The 15,456-nt window shown below is 60.7% G+C and carries 14 protein-coding genes and 1 tRNA gene; 5 read left to right on the top strand and 10 right to left on the bottom strand.

The window, feature by feature from the left end; translation table 11 throughout:
- Window positions 1-55: 55 nt before the first annotated feature.
- Together fmt and def are read right to left on the bottom strand one after the other, a co-directional pair.
- Complete coding sequence (fmt, locus tag E1748_RS24125) at window positions 56-1,051, bottom strand: methionyl-tRNA formyltransferase (RefSeq protein ID WP_133649791.1); 996 nt, start codon at window positions 1,049-1,051, stop codon at window positions 56-58.
- 49 nt (window positions 1,052-1,100) lie between these two features.
- Entirely contained in the window at window positions 1,101-1,604 is a 504-nt protein-coding gene (gene def, locus E1748_RS24120) for a peptide deformylase (protein ID WP_240766778.1), read from the bottom strand.
- A gap of 222 nt (window positions 1,605-1,826) precedes the next feature.
- On the opposite strand from def, the gene dprA reads away from it, so the two are divergent.
- The 3 genes from dprA to E1748_RS24105 all read left to right on the top strand — a co-directional run bounded on the left by dprA (window position 1,827) and on the right by E1748_RS24105 (window position 6,336).
- Window positions 1,827-2,993: a DNA-processing protein DprA gene (gene dprA, locus E1748_RS24115; protein WP_476703868.1), complete on the top strand. Its 1,167-nt coding sequence runs from the start codon at window positions 1,827-1,829 to the stop codon at window positions 2,991-2,993.
- A gap of 56 nt (window positions 2,994-3,049) precedes the next feature.
- Entirely contained in the window at window positions 3,050-3,427 is a 378-nt protein-coding gene (locus E1748_RS24110) for a thioredoxin family protein (RefSeq protein WP_133649788.1), read from the top strand.
- Between the two features lie 254 nt (window positions 3,428-3,681).
- Complete coding sequence (locus tag E1748_RS24105) at window positions 3,682-6,336, top strand: DNA topoisomerase III (RefSeq protein ID WP_133649787.1); 2,655 nt, start codon at window positions 3,682-3,684, stop codon at window positions 6,334-6,336.
- Between the two features lie 149 nt (window positions 6,337-6,485).
- Here the strand turns inward: E1748_RS24105 and E1748_RS24100 are convergent, their stop codons facing one another.
- Together E1748_RS24100 and E1748_RS24095 are read right to left on the bottom strand one after the other, a co-directional pair.
- Window positions 6,486-7,577: a LysR family transcriptional regulator gene (locus E1748_RS24100; RefSeq protein WP_133649786.1), complete on the bottom strand. Its 1,092-nt coding sequence runs from the start codon at window positions 7,575-7,577 to the stop codon at window positions 6,486-6,488.
- 331 nt (window positions 7,578-7,908) lie between these two features.
- Window positions 7,909-9,765: a phosphoenolpyruvate carboxykinase (GTP) gene (locus E1748_RS24095; RefSeq protein ID WP_133649785.1), complete on the bottom strand. Its 1,857-nt coding sequence runs from the start codon at window positions 9,763-9,765 to the stop codon at window positions 7,909-7,911.
- A gap of 366 nt (window positions 9,766-10,131) precedes the next feature.
- Here E1748_RS24095 and E1748_RS24090 point away from each other — a divergent pair, with 366 nt between their 5' ends.
- Window positions 10,132-11,145 carry a D-2-hydroxyacid dehydrogenase family protein gene (locus tag E1748_RS24090; protein WP_133649784.1) on the top strand — a complete coding sequence of 338 codons (1,014 nt, stop codon included), beginning with the start codon at window positions 10,132-10,134 and terminating at the stop codon, window positions 11,143-11,145.
- A gap of 13 nt (window positions 11,146-11,158) precedes the next feature.
- On the opposite strand, the gene E1748_RS24085 is transcribed toward E1748_RS24090, so the two are convergent.
- The gene (locus E1748_RS24085; RefSeq protein WP_133649783.1) at window positions 11,159-12,025 is read right to left on the bottom strand and encodes a patatin-like phospholipase family protein; all 867 of its coding nucleotides are present in this window, start codon (window positions 12,023-12,025) and stop codon (window positions 11,159-11,161) included.
- 55 nt (window positions 12,026-12,080) lie between these two features.
- Complete coding sequence (locus E1748_RS24080; protein ID WP_133649782.1) at window positions 12,081-12,485, bottom strand: PaaI family thioesterase; 405 nt, start codon at window positions 12,483-12,485, stop codon at window positions 12,081-12,083.
- 200 nt (window positions 12,486-12,685) lie between these two features.
- On the opposite strand from E1748_RS24080, the gene E1748_RS24075 reads away from it, so the two are divergent.
- Window positions 12,686-12,761 (top strand) — tRNA-Lys (locus tag E1748_RS24075).
- Between the two features lie 412 nt (window positions 12,762-13,173).
- Here E1748_RS24075 and E1748_RS32105 read toward each other — a convergent pair.
- The 4 genes from E1748_RS32105 to E1748_RS24060 form a co-directional block, all read right to left on the bottom strand.
- Complete coding sequence (locus tag E1748_RS32105; RefSeq protein WP_420819350.1) at window positions 13,174-13,575, bottom strand: DUF6911 family protein; 402 nt, start codon at window positions 13,573-13,575, stop codon at window positions 13,174-13,176.
- Window positions 13,576-13,766: 191 nt separating this feature from the next.
- Window positions 13,767-14,009: a hypothetical protein gene (locus tag E1748_RS24070; RefSeq protein WP_133649781.1), complete on the bottom strand. Its 243-nt coding sequence runs from the start codon at window positions 14,007-14,009 to the stop codon at window positions 13,767-13,769.
- Window positions 14,006-14,587, bottom strand: a complete 582-nt coding sequence (locus E1748_RS24065; RefSeq protein WP_133649780.1) for a hypothetical protein — start codon at window positions 14,585-14,587, stop codon at window positions 14,006-14,008. Before E1748_RS24065 ends, E1748_RS24070 begins: the two co-directional genes overlap by 4 nt.
- 56 nt (window positions 14,588-14,643) lie before the next feature.
- Window positions 14,644-15,453: an Imm49 family immunity protein gene (locus E1748_RS24060; protein ID WP_133649779.1), complete on the bottom strand. Its 810-nt coding sequence runs from the start codon at window positions 15,451-15,453 to the stop codon at window positions 14,644-14,646.
- Window positions 15,454-15,456 lie beyond the last annotated feature (3 nt).

The raw sequence follows: 15,456 nt of genomic DNA, 5'->3' as shown, positions 1-15,456 counted from the left end.
TCGAGCGCTCGTGCGACCTGGCCGAACGGACGATGGGCGACGCGGATCGCGACGGTTATGGTGTGTCTGGTGTGTCGACAGGCTGAAAACGCTGACCGGCCGCGAGCGATGAGCCCGCCAGGAATTCGCGTGCGGAGAGCCGCTTGCCGCCCGGCTTTTGCAGTTGCGTGATGCGCAATGCGCCCACGCCGCATGCGACTGTCACGCCTTCGGGCGATACGTCGAGGATCGTGCCGGGTCTGTCTGGAGCTTCGGCATCATCTACGGGCACCGCAGCCCAGATCTTGAGCGTCGCGCCATCCAGCCTCGCGGCGCCGCCGGGAAACGGATCGAACGCGCGCACCTGGCGCGCAAGCTCCACGGCCGGACGATGCCAGTCAAGCGCGGCTTCGTGCTTGCCGATCTTTGCCGCGTAGGTCGCACCTTCTGCAGGTTGCGGCTCCGCGTGCAGCTTGCCCGAACGCTCGAGTTCGACAAGCGCATCGACGATCAGCGTCGCGCCGCCTGCGGCCAGCCGGTCGTGCAGCAGTGCGGTGGTGTCGTCGGGATAAATCGGCGTGCGTATTTCGGAGATCATCGCGCCGGTGTCGAGGCCCGCGTCCATCTGCATCAGCGTGATGCCGGTTTCGGCGTCGCCTGCTTCGATCGCACGGTGGATCGGCGCGGCGCCGCGCCAGCGGGGCAACAGCGATGCGTGAATATTGATGCAGCCGTGCGGCGCGATGTCGAGCACTTCCTGCGGTAGCAGAAGGCCGTACGCGGCGACCACCATCACGTCGTGCGGCGTCGCGCGAAGCTGCTCGATCGCGGCGGTGGCTTCTGCAGGATATTTGCCGTCGCGGCGCAGCGACGGCGGCTGTGCGACCGTGAGCCCATGCTCGACGGCGAAGCGCTTGACGGGACTCGCCTGCAGCTTCATCCCACGGCCCGCAGGCCGGTCGGGTTGCGTCAGCACGAGCGGCACCGGAAAGCCGGCAGCATGAATGGCGGCGAGCGCCGCCGCGGCGAACTCGGGGGTACCGGCGAAGACAACGCGCAACGAATGGCTCATGGGCAAAAGCGGCAGCTACAGCAGGAACTGAAAGCGGGGCGGCGCCCCGTTACATCGCGTGGGCGAGCTTCTTCATCCGGGTCTTGATACGCGTCTGCTTCAGCGGCGACAGGTACTCGACGAACACGTGGCCCATCAGGTGATCCATCTCGTGCTGGATGCAGACGGCGAGCAGCCCTTCGCAATCCAGTTCGAACGTCTCGCCCTTTTCGTTCAGCGCACGCACGCGCACTTTTTCAGCCCGCTCGACGTTGTCGTAGATGCCGGGCACCGACAGACAGCCTTCTTCGGAGAGCTTCTGTTCGTCGCTCGACCAGACGATCTCGGGGTTGATGAAGACGCGCAGTTCGTCGTGCGCATCCGAGACGTCGATGACGACCACGCGCTCGTGCACGTCGACCTGGCTGGCCGCAAGGCCGACGCCGGGCGCGGCATACATCGTTTCGGCCATATCCGCGACGAGGCGGCGGATGCGGTCGTTCACGGTTTCGACGGGCTTCGCGATCTTGTTGAGACGCTTGTCCGGGTAATTGAGGATGTTGAGTAAAGCCATGTTCGTAAAGTCGGTGATCCGGCGATGTGCGGCAGTCTGCGTACGCAGCGCGTGGCCTGGAACCATGGGCCCTGGCCGTTCGGCCGGCTTGTTAGCCGGGCGCGACACGCAGAGGATATGCGAACGAACCTGCTCGATTCAACGCAATGCACTGCACGCCATTCCACGTGCCGCACTGGAAATACTTTGCCGGAGATTATTTCGGATGATGAAAATTTTAACATGGCCGTTGCCCACCCGTTGCGCGTTGCCGTACCCGGAGCCTCGATGCACACGCTGCCGATAACCGACGACGAGCTGACGGGCTGGCTTCGGCTCGCTTCAGCAAGAGGCTTGCGCCCTGCCGCGCTGCGCACGCTGCTCGAACGGTTCGGACTGCCGGATGCCGTGCTCGGGCAACCGTTCGCATCGCTCGCCGCCGTCACCGACGAAGCCACCGCGCAGGCGGCGCTCGCCGCGCCAGACACCGGCTTTGCAGGCTATCTCGATACAGTCCGCGCGTGGCGCGAAGCAGAGGCCAACGCAGTGCTCACGCTGGGCGACCCGGCCTATCCGCCAGCGCTGCTGACGATGCCCGATCCGCCGCCGCTGCTATATGTAAAGGGGAAAATCGAGCTGCTGCATGCACGGAGTGTCGCGGTAGTCGGCAGCCGCAGCGCGACGCCGCAGGGTACCGAGGACGCGGCCCGGTTTGCGCGCGCGTTTTCCAATGCCGGCATTACCGTGGTCTCAGGGCTCGCGCTCGGCATCGACGGGGCCGCGCATCGCGGCGCGCTCAAGGGTCCCGGCAGCACGGTTGCGGTAACGGGCACGGGCGCCGACCTCGTCTATCCGGCGGCTCATCATGCACTCGCGCATGAGATCGCGGCAGCCGGCGCGATCGTGACCGAATGGCCGCTCGGCACACCGGCGCGGTCGTCGCACTTTCCGCAGCGCAACCGGTTGATCGCGGGGCTCGTCGGCGGCGTGCTGATCGTCGAGGCGGCGATGCGCTCCGGCTCGCTGATCACCGCGCGCCTTGCGAACGAGATGGGACGCGACGTGTTCGCGCTGCCGGGCTCGATTCACGCGCCGCTGTCGCGCGGCTGTCACCGGATGATCAAGCAGGGCGCGAAGCTCGTCGAAACGCCGGAAGAGGTGCTGGAAGAACTCGGCGCCGCAGCGCCCGCGAGTCGTGCGAAGCCTCCGGCTGCGGCATCGGGACTGGCGCCGGAGGCCCGTCGATTACTGGATGCGCTCGGTCACGCGCCAGCGACGCTTGAAATTCTCGCTACGCGTACCGACATGGACGACACCGCGCTGCAAAGCATGCTGCTGCAGCTCGAGCTGGCCGGGCATCTGACGGTTCTGCCCGGCGGCCGGTTTTCGCGTGCAAACAACGATTCCTGATCCGTCATGCTACATTCGCGCCAAAAGCTCCCGCTCAAAGCACCCAAGGAATCGACATGCCCGCGCTGAACCTCGACACCGACCAGGACCGGATCGCCGAGTGCGTCAATCGTCCGGGGACGCTGTTCGTCGCGTGCCTGTGCGCTGACTGGTGCGGTACATGCCGGGAGTACCGGCCGGCGTTCGATGCGCTCGCCGACCGGCATCCCGACATCTGCTTTGCGTGGATCGACATCGAGAATCATGCGGATCGCTTCGACGATCTCGATGTCGAAAACTTTCCGACCATCCTGATCGAGGATGCCGCGACCACCCGTTTTTTTGGCACCGTGCTGCCGCAGGTTGCAATCGTCGAGCGGATGCTTGCCGATCTGACCGCGCTACCTGGCGTGACCGGCGCCCCGAAGCTGAGGCCCACGCTCGCTGCCGTCTGACGGGCTTTCCAGGCAGCGCATCGGGCGGCAGGCATCGGTCCGGCACGTGCATTGCGCGCCGCCGACATCGAAGTGGCCGGCGCGGGTTCAACAGCTTGCTCAATATGTAGACACGCAATTATGATGGCTCGCTTTTTTCGGCCACGGAATCGCGTTGGCGTCACCGTGTGCTATAAAGCGGTCGTTAATGGGTCGCCAACCCGAGGTGGCCGGCCCCAGGGTCAAAACCCGAATACACCAACTCACATCCAGTCATGTCCAAAGCACTGATCATCGCCGAAAAGCCTTCCGTCGCGAACGACATCGCGCGCGCTTTGGGCGGGTTTACCAAGCATGACGAGTATTTCGAGAACGACGACTTCGTCCTGTCGTCGGCGGTCGGCCACTTGCTGGAGATCGCCGCGCCGGAAGACTACGAGGTCAAGCGCGGCAAGTGGAGCTTCGCGAACCTGCCCGTCATTCCGCCGCACTTCGACGTCAATCCGATCGCCAAAAGCGAGTCGCGCCTGAAGGTGCTGATGAAGCTGATGAAGCGCAAGGACGTCGATCGTCTGATCAACGCATGCGACGCGGGGCGCGAGGGCGAGCTGATTTTCCGCCTGATCGCCCAGCACGCGAAAGCGAAGCAGCCGGTCCAGCGTCTGTGGCTGCAATCGATGACACCCGCGTCGATCCGCGACGGCTTCGCGCATCTGCGCAGCGATCACGACATGCAACCGCTCGCCGACGCCGCACGCTGCCGTTCGGAAGCCGACTGGCTGGTCGGTATCAACGGCACGCGCGCGATGACCGCGTTCAACAGCAAGGGCGGCGGCTTCTTCCTGACGACCGTCGGACGCGTACAGACGCCGACGCTGTCGATCGTCGTCGAACGCGAAGAAAAGATTCGCCGCTTCGTGCCGCGCGACTATTGGGAAGTGAAAGCAGAGTTCGTCTGCGCGGGCGGCTTCTACGAGGGCCGCTGGTACGACCCGAAGTTCAAGCGCGACGAGTTCGATCCAGAGAAACGCGATTCGCGTCTGTGGAGTTTGCCGGCCGCCGAAACCATCGTGGCCGCGTGTCGTGGCCAGCTCGGCATCGTCAGCGAGGAATCGAAGCCGTCGACGCAACTGTCGCCAGCGCTGTTCGACCTCACGAGCCTGCAGCGTGAAGCGAACGGCCGCTTCGGCTTCTCCGCGAAGAACACGCTCGGCCTCGCGCAGGCGCTGTACGAAAAGCACAAGGTGCTGACCTACCCGCGTACCGATGCGCGCGCGCTGCCGGAAGACTACATCGACACGGTCAAAGACACGCTCGGCATGCTCAAGGAGAGCAACAACTATCTGCCGTTCGCGAAGCAGGTGCTCGACAAGGGCTGGGTGAAGCCGAACAAGCGCATCTTCGACAACTCGAAGATCAGCGATCACTTCGCCATCATCCCGACGCTGCAGGCACCGAAGGCGCTCTCCGAGCCGGAGCAGAAGCTGTACGACCTGGTCGTCAAGCGCTTCCTCGCGGTGTTCTTCCCGGCAGCCGAATTCCGCGTTACGACGCGGATCACCGAAGTGGTCGGGCATCACTTCAAGACCGAAGGCAAGGTGCTGGTCGAGCCGGGCTGGCTGCAGGTGTACGGCCGCGAAATCAGCGGCGAAGATGCGAACCTCGTGCCGGTCCAGAAGGACGAGAAGGTGAAAACCGACAAGATCGCCGCCCAGGCGCTCGTCACGAAGCCGCCGGCACGCTACAACGAAGCGACGCTGCTGTCGGCGATGGAAGGCGCGGGCAAGCTCGTCGAGGACGACGAGCTGCGCGAGGCGATGGCCGCGAAGGGCCTCGGCACGCCGGCTACGCGCGCGGCGATCATCGAAGGTCTGCTAGGCGAGAAGTATCTGATCCGCGAAGGTCGCGACATGATCCCGACCGCGAAGGCGTTCCAGCTGATGACGCTGCTGCGTGGACTCGGCGTCAAGGAATTGACCGCGCCCGAACTGACCGGCGAATGGGAATACAAGCTGTCGCAGATGGAGCGAGGCAACCTGCCGCGCGATGCGTTCATGCAGGAAATCGCGCGCATGACGCAGACCATCGTCAAGCGTGCGAAAGAGTACGACTCCGACACGATCCCCGGCGACTACGCGACACTCCAGACGCCGTGTCCGAATTGCGGCGGTCAGATGAAGGAGAACTACCGGCGCTTCGCGTGTACCAAGTGCGAGTTCTCGATGTCGAAGATTCCGGGCAGCCGGCAGTTCGAGATCCCGGAAGTCGAGGAGCTGCTGCAGAAGAAGCAGATCGGTCCGCTATCGGGTTTCCGCAGCAAGATGGGCCGGCCGTTCTCGGCGATCCTGAAGCTCTCGTTCGACGAAGACACGAAGAACTACAAGCTCGAGTTCGACTTCGGACAGGACTCGGGCGGCGAAGACGGCGAAGCACCTGACTTCTCGGAGCAACAACCGGTCGGCGCGTGCCCGAAGTGCAAGTCGCGCGTCTACGAGCACGGCATGAGCTATGTCTGCGAGAACTCGGTCGCGAACCCGAAGACCTGCGATTTCCGTTCGGGCAAGGTGATTCTCCAGCAGGAGATCACGCGCGAACAGATGGCGAAGCTGCTCGAAGAAGGACGCACCGATCTGCTGACGAACTTCAAGTCGTCGCGTACCGGACGCAACTTCAAGGCGTTCCTCGTCAAGCAGAGCGACGGCAAGATCGGCTTCGAGTTCGAGAAGAAGGAACCGTCGGCGAAGACAGCGGCAAAGACTGCCGCGAAGGTCGCAGCCGGCGATGGCGACAGCGATGGCGACGCGGAGGAGAGCGCAGCACCGGCTACGAAGACCGCGGCAAAGACCGCTGCCAAGAAAGTGCCCGCGAAGACAGCAGCAGCACGGAAAGCACCGGCGAAGAAAACGGCCGCACGCAAGACCGGCTCCTGAAGGACGATGCGCGCATAGCCGATCTTCGCGCGCGTCGAACAACCTCGCGCCGGAAACGAAAAAGGGCGCAGCCACTCACCGTGGCTGCGCCCTTTTTCATGTGCTGGCCGGATCGCGTGCAGCAACCCAGCTAGCGGTCAAACACCAAACTAAAACGTCGGCGATACCGCCGAACGACGCGGCAGAGGCTTCGACGCGCTGGCCGGCGAAATCTCGCTGTCAAGCAGGCTCGACAACGGCTCAGCGCCATCGAACGCTTCCGGTGCCAGCATGCTCGGTTCACGCACACCACCGACGGTACGTCCCACGCTGCCGTCCCCTCTGAGCCACTGCTCGCCCAGCAGACCGTTCGGCGTCTGGTTGAAATGCTCGACCAGGTGATCGATGAACGTACGGACCTTGGCCGGCAGATGGCGCCGGCTCGGGTAGGCGATGTTGATCTCGACCTGCGGCAGCCGGTAGTCGCTGAGCAGACGCACGAGGCGCCCCCGCGTGTTGTCGCGGCCGATCAGATAGCTCGGCAGGATGGCAACGCCCATGCCGAGCAGCGCGAACTGCCGCAGCATTTCCGTGTTGTTCGCGACGATCACGTTGGTCGGACGCACGCGGACTTCGCCGTCCGGACCGGTGAACACGCGCTCGTCGCCCCAGTATTCCGACGGCAACGACAGACACGGATGCTCAAGCAGATGCTCGGGGCGCGTCGGCGTGCCGTGCTTTTCCAGATAAGCAGGCGTCGCGCAGACGATCATGCAGCCCGTAGTCAGGCGGCGCGTGACGATACTCGCGCTGCGCATCTGCCGCGCGATCACCACGCCGACATCGAAACCTTCTTCGACCAGATCGACCTGGCGATCGACCAGCGTCACATCAGGAATGACTTTCGGATAGCGCTCCGCGTAGGTCTGCAGCACGGGCGCGAGGTTGTGCAGTCCGAACACGACCGGCGCCACGATACGCAGCGTGCCGACCGGCTCGTGATTGCGCGCGACCACCATCTGCTCGACGTCTTCGAGCTCGTCGAGAATCTGGCGTGCACGCTCGAGATAAACCTGACCGGACTCGGTCAAAGAAAGGCTGCGGGTGGTGCGGTTAAGCAACCGGGTGCCGAGCCGACCTTCGAGATCGGCAACGTGGCGGGTCGCGACTGCGTTGGAAATATCCATCGCGCTGGCAGCGCGGGCGAAACTACCGAGATCCGCCACGCGGACGAATACCCTCATCGACTGCAAATGATCCATGGACTACTCCTGCCGTATTACAGCTTCTTTTGACAACTCTGAAGCGAGTTCGTAATTCTCCTACGACTCCCAAATTCCTGCAGAAGTTGCCTAAGTTGCGGCATTTTTGATCGAAATTCGTGCCACTGTATTCACCGGTGCAGTGCGCCGGCGCAGATTGTTCCTTCAATAGAAACAATCTGCTGCATCGCAGCTAGCATTACGTGCGTTGCAGAACAGCCGAAGTCTCTGTCCCCACAGAGGAAACGTGCAAGAAGGTGGCGAGATACTACGTCACGAACAAAAAAAGCCGCCCGAGGGCGGCTTTTATGCGAAGTGGATACTCACATACTCAGGCGGCGAGACGGTTCTCAAGCGTGGTTCGGGTCGACTGCAGCGCAGGCGGAAGCCCTTGCTGCAGCGTGTCAAAGAGCTCGGTATGCAGTTCGAGCTCCGCGCGCCACGCCGCGTCGTCGACCGAGATCACTTCGTCGAACTGCTCGCGGGTGAAGTCGAGGCCGCTCCAGTCGATGTCCTCGTAGCGCGGCGACACGCCGAACGCGTGTTCTTCGCCGCGTCCCGTTCCGTCGATCCGGCTCACCATCCAGCGCAGCACCCGCATGTTCTCGCCGAAGCCCGGCCACACGAACTTGCCGTCCGCGCCCTTGCGGAACCAGTTGACGCAGAAGATCCGCGGCAGCTTCGAGCCCAGTTGCTGCAGACGCTCGCCGGTTTTCAGCCAGTGGCCGAAGTAGTCGCTCATGTTGTAGCCGCAGAACGGCAGCATCGCGAACGGATCGCGACGCACGACACCCTGCTTGCCCGCCGCGGCCGCAGTCGTCTCCGAGCCCATCGTCGCGGCCATATAGACGCCTTCGGTCCAGTTGCGGGCCTCCGTGACGAGCGGCACCGTGGTCGAGCGACGGCCACCGAAGATGAACGCGTCGAGCGGCACGCCGGCCGGATTCTCCCAGTCCGCGTCGATAGACGGGCACTGTGCGGCCGGCGCCGTGAAGCGCGCGTTCGGATGCGCCGCCTTGCGGCCGGTTTCCTTCGCGGTGGCGGGTGTCCAGTCCTTGCCCTGCCAGTCGATCAGATGCGCAGGCGGTTCGTCGGTCATGCCCTCCCACCAGACGTCGCCGTCGTCGGTGAGCGCGACGTTCGTGAAGATCACGTTTTCCTTCAGCGTCGCCATCGCGTTGAGGTTCGTCTTCTCGCTCGTGCCGGGCGCGACGCCGAAGTAGCCCGCCTCCGGATTGATCGCGTACAGACGACCGTCCTTGCCCGGCTTGATCCACGCGATGTCATCGCCGATCGTCGAGATCTTCCAGCCGTTCATGCCCTCGGGCGGAATCAGCATCGCGAAGTTGGTCTTGCCGCACGCCGACGGGAACGCCGCCGCCACGTGATGCTTGCGCCCTTCCGGCGACGTCACGCCGAGAATCAGCATGTGTTCGGCGAGCCAGCCTTCGTCGCGGCCCATTGTCGATGCGATGCGCAGCGCGAAGCATTTCTTGCCGAGCAGCGCGTTGCCGCCGTAGCCCGAGCCATAGCTCCAGATCTCGCGGGTTTCGGGAAAGTGGACGATGTACTTCGTGTCGTTGCAGGGCCAGCTCACGTCCTGCGCACCCGCCTCGAGCGGCGCGCCGACCGAATGCACGCACGGGACGAACTCGCCGTCCTCGCCGAGCACGTCGTACACCCGACGGCCCATGCGCGTCATGATCCGCATGTTGGTCGCGACGTAGGGACTATCGGACAGCTCGATACCAATGTGCGCGATCGGCGAGCCGAGCGGCCCCATCGAGAACGGCACGACGTACATCGTGCGGCCGCGCATCGAGCCCTCGAACAGACCGTTCAGCGTCGCGCGCATGTCGGCCGGTTCCATCCAGTTGTTGGTCGGGCCTGCGTCTTCGCGACGCGCCGAGCAGATGAAGGTCCGGTCTTCGACGCGTGCTACGTCGGACGGATCGGAACACGCGAGATAGGAGTTCGGCCGTTTGGCCGGGTTGAGCCGCGTCATCGTGCCGGCGTCGACCATCTGTGCGCACAGCCGGTCGTATTCTTCCTGGGAACCGTCGCACCACACGATCCGCGACGGTTGGGTCTGTGCGGCAATGCGTCGCACCCAGTCGATCAATTTTCGGTGCCTGACCCAGGCGGGCGCCTCAATGGCGGTGGGTCCTGCAAAAGCGGGATGATTCATCGAGCTGTCTCCGTTTTATAAAAGCGATAAAAAAACGGTACAAGCCCAGCAGACACGCTGCTTGCGAGAGGCGTTCGACCCGGCGGCACCGACGATTCGTGCCGCCGCGGCCATGGCATGTCGTGATGGGCCGCACAGCCTGTTGCGTCGCGCCGGTCTGAAACCTTATGTAAAGCGGCTTGCGTCGACAAGCAACAAGCTGATAAAACCTGTTTGAATCTGTCTGGCTAAACGGTGCCGTCGTGGCAGCACCTCTTACACGCTAAGGCATCCAACCCGTCCCGCATGTGGTCCAGATCACATGGTGGGACAGCCAGAATAACACTCCGTTCAGCACCGCCGTGGTGCGCCGCAAAACACAACGCCATGAAGATTGCCATCCTCGACGACTACCAGGACGCCGTCCGCAAGCTCGATTGCTTTCATTTGCTGGCCGACCATGAGGTCAAGGTCTTCAACAACTCCGTACGCGGGTTGGGGCAACTCGCCAGCCGCCTCACGGAGGTCGACGCGCTCGTGCTGATCCGCGAGCGGACCCGCATCAACTCGCAGCTGCTCGACAAGCTTCCGCATCTGCGGATGATCAGCCAGACCGGCAAGGTGTCGAGCCACATCGATCTCGCCGCCTGTACCGAGCGCGGCATTGCCGTCCTCGAAGGAAGCGGCTCGCCGATCGCGCCCGCCGAACTGACGTGGGCGCTCATCATGGCCGCGCAACGGCGCATTCCGCAGTACGTCGCGAACCTCAAGCAGGGCGCCTGGCAGCAGTCGGGCCTGAAGACGTCCGCATTGCCGCCGAACTTCGGACTGGGGCAAGTGCTGCGTGGGCAGACGCTCGGCATCTGGGGGTACGGGAAGATCGGCCGGCTCGTCGCCGGTTACGGCAAGGCGTTCGGGATGAACGTGCTGGTGTGGGGCCGCGAGCATACGCTCGAAGCGGCGCACGCCGACGGCTACCAGGCCGCCGAGAGCCGCGAGGCGTTGTTCGAACAGAGCGATGTGCTGTCGCTGCATCTGCGGCTGCACGACGACACGCGCGGCATCGTCAAACAGGACGACCTGCTGCGGATGAAGCCCACCGCGCTGCTCGTCAACACCAGTCGCGCGGAGTTGCTGGAAGAGAATGCGCTCGTCAACGCGCTGTCGCGTAATCGGCCGGGCATGGTCGCTATCGACGTCTACGAAAGCGAGCCGATCCTGCAGGGCTACAGCCTGCTGCGGATGGAAAACGTGATCTGCACGCCGCACATCGGCTATGTCGAGCGCGAGAGCTACGAGCTGTATTTCAGCGCGGCGTTCAAGAATATTCTGGCGTTCGACGGCGGGGATATGTCGAGTGTCGCGAATCCGGATGCATTGCAGGGTGGGCGGCGACGCTGAGTTGCGCGCGAGGTCAGTCGCGCGCGCCTGCAGCCATCAGATCAGGGACGCGCTGCAGGAACGACTCGCCGTCGACTCGCCCGAGGTTGTACGCGTGCTGCATCTGCCCTGGGCTCGTATAGTCCCAGCTCGAGATCGGCACCTTGCGCGACGGCTGCACGTACAGACGCTGCTGCGTCCCGTGCGGAACGACGAACATCTGCGGTCGCGGATATAGCCGCGTGACCATCACGAGCACGTTGCCGGGCGTTTGGTCGAGCGCGCCGACCGGCACGTTGTCGACCATCCCGCCATCAAGCACTGGACGACCGTTGCGCCGTAGAACCGGCGTGAACGGCGGCGTGCTCGACGATTGCAGGATCAGATCGGCGAGATCTTCGACGGTCGCGCAGTCTTGTGCGCGCACGAACTCCGGATGAAAGCCGAGCGTCTGACCGAGCGTCGGATGCAACGTCTTGCGGACGTATTTTTCGATGTTGTACGCGATCAGTCCTGCCGCGACCGCGCTACGCGCACCGAGCCAGCGAGGCAGATGCGAAACGCCGATGCGGATCTCCGGCGCGTCGGCGAGCGTGCTGAATTTTTCGCCGTAGATGTCGAGCAGTGCCTGTCGATAGATACGATAGTGAGGAAACACCGACTGACCGCGCAGCAGATTGCCCCAGTACGCGTTGCGCGTGTTGTGGCGCAGTGCTTCTTCGTAATAGCGCATCACCCAGTCCGCGTCTCGCGTGTACAGCATGCACGCGGTGGCCGCGCCGGCCGAGATGCCCGTGATGACGCGCGGCTTGATGTGCAGCTCCGGCTGCACGACGTCCCAGAAACCTGCCTGCCACCAGCAGCGATTGCCGCCGCCTGCGAATACGACCTGATCGAACATCCGGTGATAGTCCTTGAGGGTAGAGCGTGACGCGACGTTCGCGTGTTAGTAGAGGTCAGTCGAGCAATGCGTAGGTGGTCGTCGCATGGACGGCCATCTTGCCGTCTTCGTCGAACAGCTCGACCTCGCCGAAGACCAGGTTGCGACCCAGCCGCAGCACGCGCGCGGTGATCAGCACGTCGCCCTTGCGAACCGCGCGCATGAAGCTGATGTTCAGCGACACAGTGGTCATCGGTTTGAAGCCGCCGAGCGCGGCGGAGATCGCGACGATCATCGCCGTATCGGCGGCCGCCATGAAGACCTGCCCGCAGATGACGCCGCCTGAATGGCGCAGTTCGCCGGAAAACGGCAGGCGCATCGTGGCACTTTGTTCGTCGACGGCCACGGACGTGAGGCCGAGTGACTTGACCCACGGTGCGAGCACCCGGTCGAGCAGTTCACGGATTGCGGTTTCGTCCATCGTAAGCCCCGTTCGAGCCGTGCGACGCTTCGCGCGGCGTGTGTCGCGACATGATACCGGGATGGTGCAGAATCCGGATTAGTGGCGGCCTCGGGTCGCGGCCTCAGTAGGCTGGACGAATTCGTCGGCAGATTTTTTCAGTAAAAGCCGCCGGGGGGCTTGGCAGAAGGTGGGAAATACCGCATAATCTGCAGTCTGTTGGGGCGTTAGCTCAGCTGGTAGAGCAGCGGACTCTTAATCCGTAGGTCGACAGTTCGAATCTGTCACGCCCCACCAAAGAAATCAGGCAAAAAGCCCAGTCCTTGTGACTGGGCTTTTTGTTTTCTGGATTTCGTGCAAGCATTTTGCGCCTGCATCAATCAATGTCGATCCACTCCCTTACGGATGCTTGCTCTGAATCCATTCCCTGCAGTTTGGCTAGGAAATAGCGTCCGCTCACCCGAAGCCGATCGTACTCAGTTGCTCGACGGCCTACCCCCGCAGCAGTTCGAGCTATGTGAATTCGATGATGAGTAGTCGGCCCAGAGTTGCTCGCGCATCGCTATATCGTGAGTTATTTGGCTGACACGATTTCCAACCGACCACACAATGCGCATTGCGCTATTGCCGACGAATGACTGCAGCGCGATCAACAGAATCAAGGGATCGCTTTCTATGCACTGATTCCACACATGGATCCGGATTCCGCTTAACGTGATTTCCGATCCCAAACAGAGCGTGTTTGCGCTGTGCTAGATTCAGTAAGATCGCCGTGATCAAAGAAATCGCGAAATATGTGTAGGGCCACCTTTATTTCTCGACACACCGTCCGATCGTCCCACTCGTGATCATGAAAATTCGCTGTGCCTCGAAATGGTTCATCTCCCGACTCCCACCATTCTCTTCGCTTCGTCTTTTCGTTCGGAAGAGTCAAAGGATCGTAGACAAGTCTGTACTTACCGGGATGCGAATCCATTGCTAGTACGCTCCCCAAATTTAGCTTGTCAATATCTTCACGCGTGGCTGCTGTCAACGTAACCTTCCCGCCTCTCTGGAAGGCGTGCTGGATACACTGATTGACATCATCCCAACCGGGCTCCTCGTTACTCATCGAAGAAATATCCGGATAATTTCCGCTGATCGCACGTAATAATATTATTTTTTCAAAATTTTGGCCCTTTAATTTGTGTAAGCCAATTGGTTGCAGCAGTGGTATATAGCCTCAAGAATTCGTGGAAGATCGGCTTCGTCCTGCTTAAGCCAATTACCCAGAGAATCCTCTGGCGTTTTACTGGTCAAAGCTTATCTCTTAGCCTTAAACCATCGCGAGACCCTGCCGACCAATCCCTGTGGAGGTGGCACCCAGCCCGGCTTCAGGAAATCGTACACGTCGTCGTAGTGATCAAGAAACTGGACCGGCATCAGTTCCATCGGCACTAACGGATGATCGATTTCAACCTGGATACCCCGATACCAGCTTAGCTTGGCTTCCAAAGTACCGGTATACGACATGAACTCATCGTCGATCGAGTCTTGACTTTTCATACTCGAACACTTCTTCCGGATACGATCTTCGAGCCCAGCTTTGTCACGCTTAATGAGGAGTGAAAAAAATCGCGCCCTTCAGCACATTCGGTACGCCAAGGCTTTTTCCCGTGCTTCGCGACCTTCTCGATCATCACGCGCACGGCATCGTCTTCACCGCGGATCGCAAGCTGCAGCATGTAGACATAGAACCGACTGGCCAACGGATCGTTACGCTGGCTGATCAGTTCAGGGATCTCGACTCGCGCAATGACATCAATGATTACAGGGCTATCCGACAGAAGCGCAATCTGGATATCTCCGCCGACCTCGAACGAAGCGCCTCCGTCCTGTCCAACACTTTCGAGTGTGAGCCGCGTAGCAAGATAAAAATTCTGCTTGCATTGGTCGACATCGTGTTCAACGAAATACGCGTGCATGGCTTTGACATGAGCATGCCTTGCTAGCTGACACAATACCGCGCCAAGTCGGACGTTGTTGCGACGGTGATGGATATTTTTGAGCGTTTCCGGGAGGCTCTTTTGATAAAAGCACAAAAGATTCTCCAGGCCTTGCTCACGGGATGCGGACGTAGTCATTGTTTTCCAGGCAATTTGACAATCGTTAATCCGTCATTGTTGACGCCGGTCACAAATCACGTCTTGAACCATCGGGAAACGCGACCGATCAGCCCCTGCGAAGGGGGAACCCAATCAGGTTTCAGGAAATCGTACACGTCGTTATAGTGATCAAGTGGTTGGACTGGCATCAGTTCCATCGGCACTAACGGATGATCGATTTCAACCGGAATGCCGCGGCGCCAGCACAGTTTTGCCTCTAATACTGCTGTGAACGAAAAATAATCTTCCGTATATACATGTTCCAATTTACGAGTAGCATCGGAATATATACTCTTCTCAAGTCCATTTTTATCGCTACGAATCAATTTTGAGAAGAAATCATCACCTTTCTCACACAGCGTACGTAAGGGCTTTCGTCCATTTTTAGCCATTCGACGAATTTTTCCAGACAAAGAAACATCATCGCCCATCATTGCTAGTTGAAGCATATGAACGTAGAATTGACTGTTTAATGGATCTTCTCTTGCACTCACAAATCCTTGTGAAGAAGCAGTCGAAAATTTCTGAACCATTTCCTCCGAATCAGAGAGCATAGAATATAACAAAAAATCTGGCGTTTGAAGTTCAAATCTATCTTCACTTATAGCCAAAGAAGCCAACTCCACAGTGCATGACGTATATAAATTATTTTTAAGCAGCGACAGATTTTCATCAATAAAATAATTGTATAAACCGACTACAACATGATCCCTTGCCAAACCATCATAACAACGCTTTAAATTAATGGGTTTAATTCGATTACGAATCTTGTTCGACACCTCTGGAATATGATGCATTGCTGCATCAAATCCTAATTTTTTCCTTCTCATTTCTTCGATGTCCATTTC

The sequence above is a fragment of the Paraburkholderia flava genome (assembly GCF_004359985.1).
Taxonomy (GTDB): domain Bacteria; phylum Pseudomonadota; class Gammaproteobacteria; order Burkholderiales; family Burkholderiaceae; genus Paraburkholderia; species Paraburkholderia flava.
Note: the sequence above shows the minus strand (reverse complement) of the source record. Positions and strands in the feature narration are given on the sequence as shown.

Bases quoted from the DNA above. Each gene is read 5' to 3' on its own strand.
- fmt (WP_133649791.1), bottom strand. From the start codon at position 1,051: ATGAGCCATTCGTTGCGCGTTGTCTTCGCCGGTACCCCCGAGTTCGCC.
- def (WP_240766778.1), bottom strand. From the start codon at position 1,604: ATGGCTTTACTCAACATCCTCAATTACCCGGACAAGCGTCTCAACAAG.
- dprA (WP_476703868.1), top strand. From the start codon at position 1,827: ATGGCCGTTGCCCACCCGTTGCGCGTTGCCGTACCCGGAGCCTCGATG.
- E1748_RS24110 (WP_133649788.1), top strand. From the start codon at position 3,050: ATGCCCGCGCTGAACCTCGACACCGACCAGGACCGGATCGCCGAGTGC.
- E1748_RS24105 (WP_133649787.1), top strand. From the start codon at position 3,682: ATGTCCAAAGCACTGATCATCGCCGAAAAGCCTTCCGTCGCGAACGAC.
- E1748_RS24100 (WP_133649786.1), bottom strand. From the start codon at position 7,577: ATGGATCATTTGCAGTCGATGAGGGTATTCGTCCGCGTGGCGGATCTC.
- E1748_RS24095 (WP_133649785.1), bottom strand. From the start codon at position 9,765: ATGAATCATCCCGCTTTTGCAGGACCCACCGCCATTGAGGCGCCCGCC.
- E1748_RS24090 (WP_133649784.1), top strand. From the start codon at position 10,132: ATGAAGATTGCCATCCTCGACGACTACCAGGACGCCGTCCGCAAGCTC.
- E1748_RS24085 (WP_133649783.1), bottom strand. From the start codon at position 12,025: ATGTTCGATCAGGTCGTATTCGCAGGCGGCGGCAATCGCTGCTGGTGG.
- E1748_RS24080 (WP_133649782.1), bottom strand. From the start codon at position 12,485: ATGGACGAAACCGCAATCCGTGAACTGCTCGACCGGGTGCTCGCACCG.
- E1748_RS32105 (WP_420819350.1), bottom strand. From the start codon at position 13,575: ATGAGTAACGAGGAGCCCGGTTGGGATGATGTCAATCAGTGTATCCAG.
- E1748_RS24070 (WP_133649781.1), bottom strand. From the start codon at position 14,009: ATGAAAAGTCAAGACTCGATCGACGATGAGTTCATGTCGTATACCGGT.
- E1748_RS24065 (WP_133649780.1), bottom strand. From the start codon at position 14,587: ATGACTACGTCCGCATCCCGTGAGCAAGGCCTGGAGAATCTTTTGTGC.
- E1748_RS24060 (WP_133649779.1), bottom strand. From the start codon at position 15,453: ATGGACATCGAAGAAATGAGAAGGAAAAAATTAGGATTTGATGCAGCA.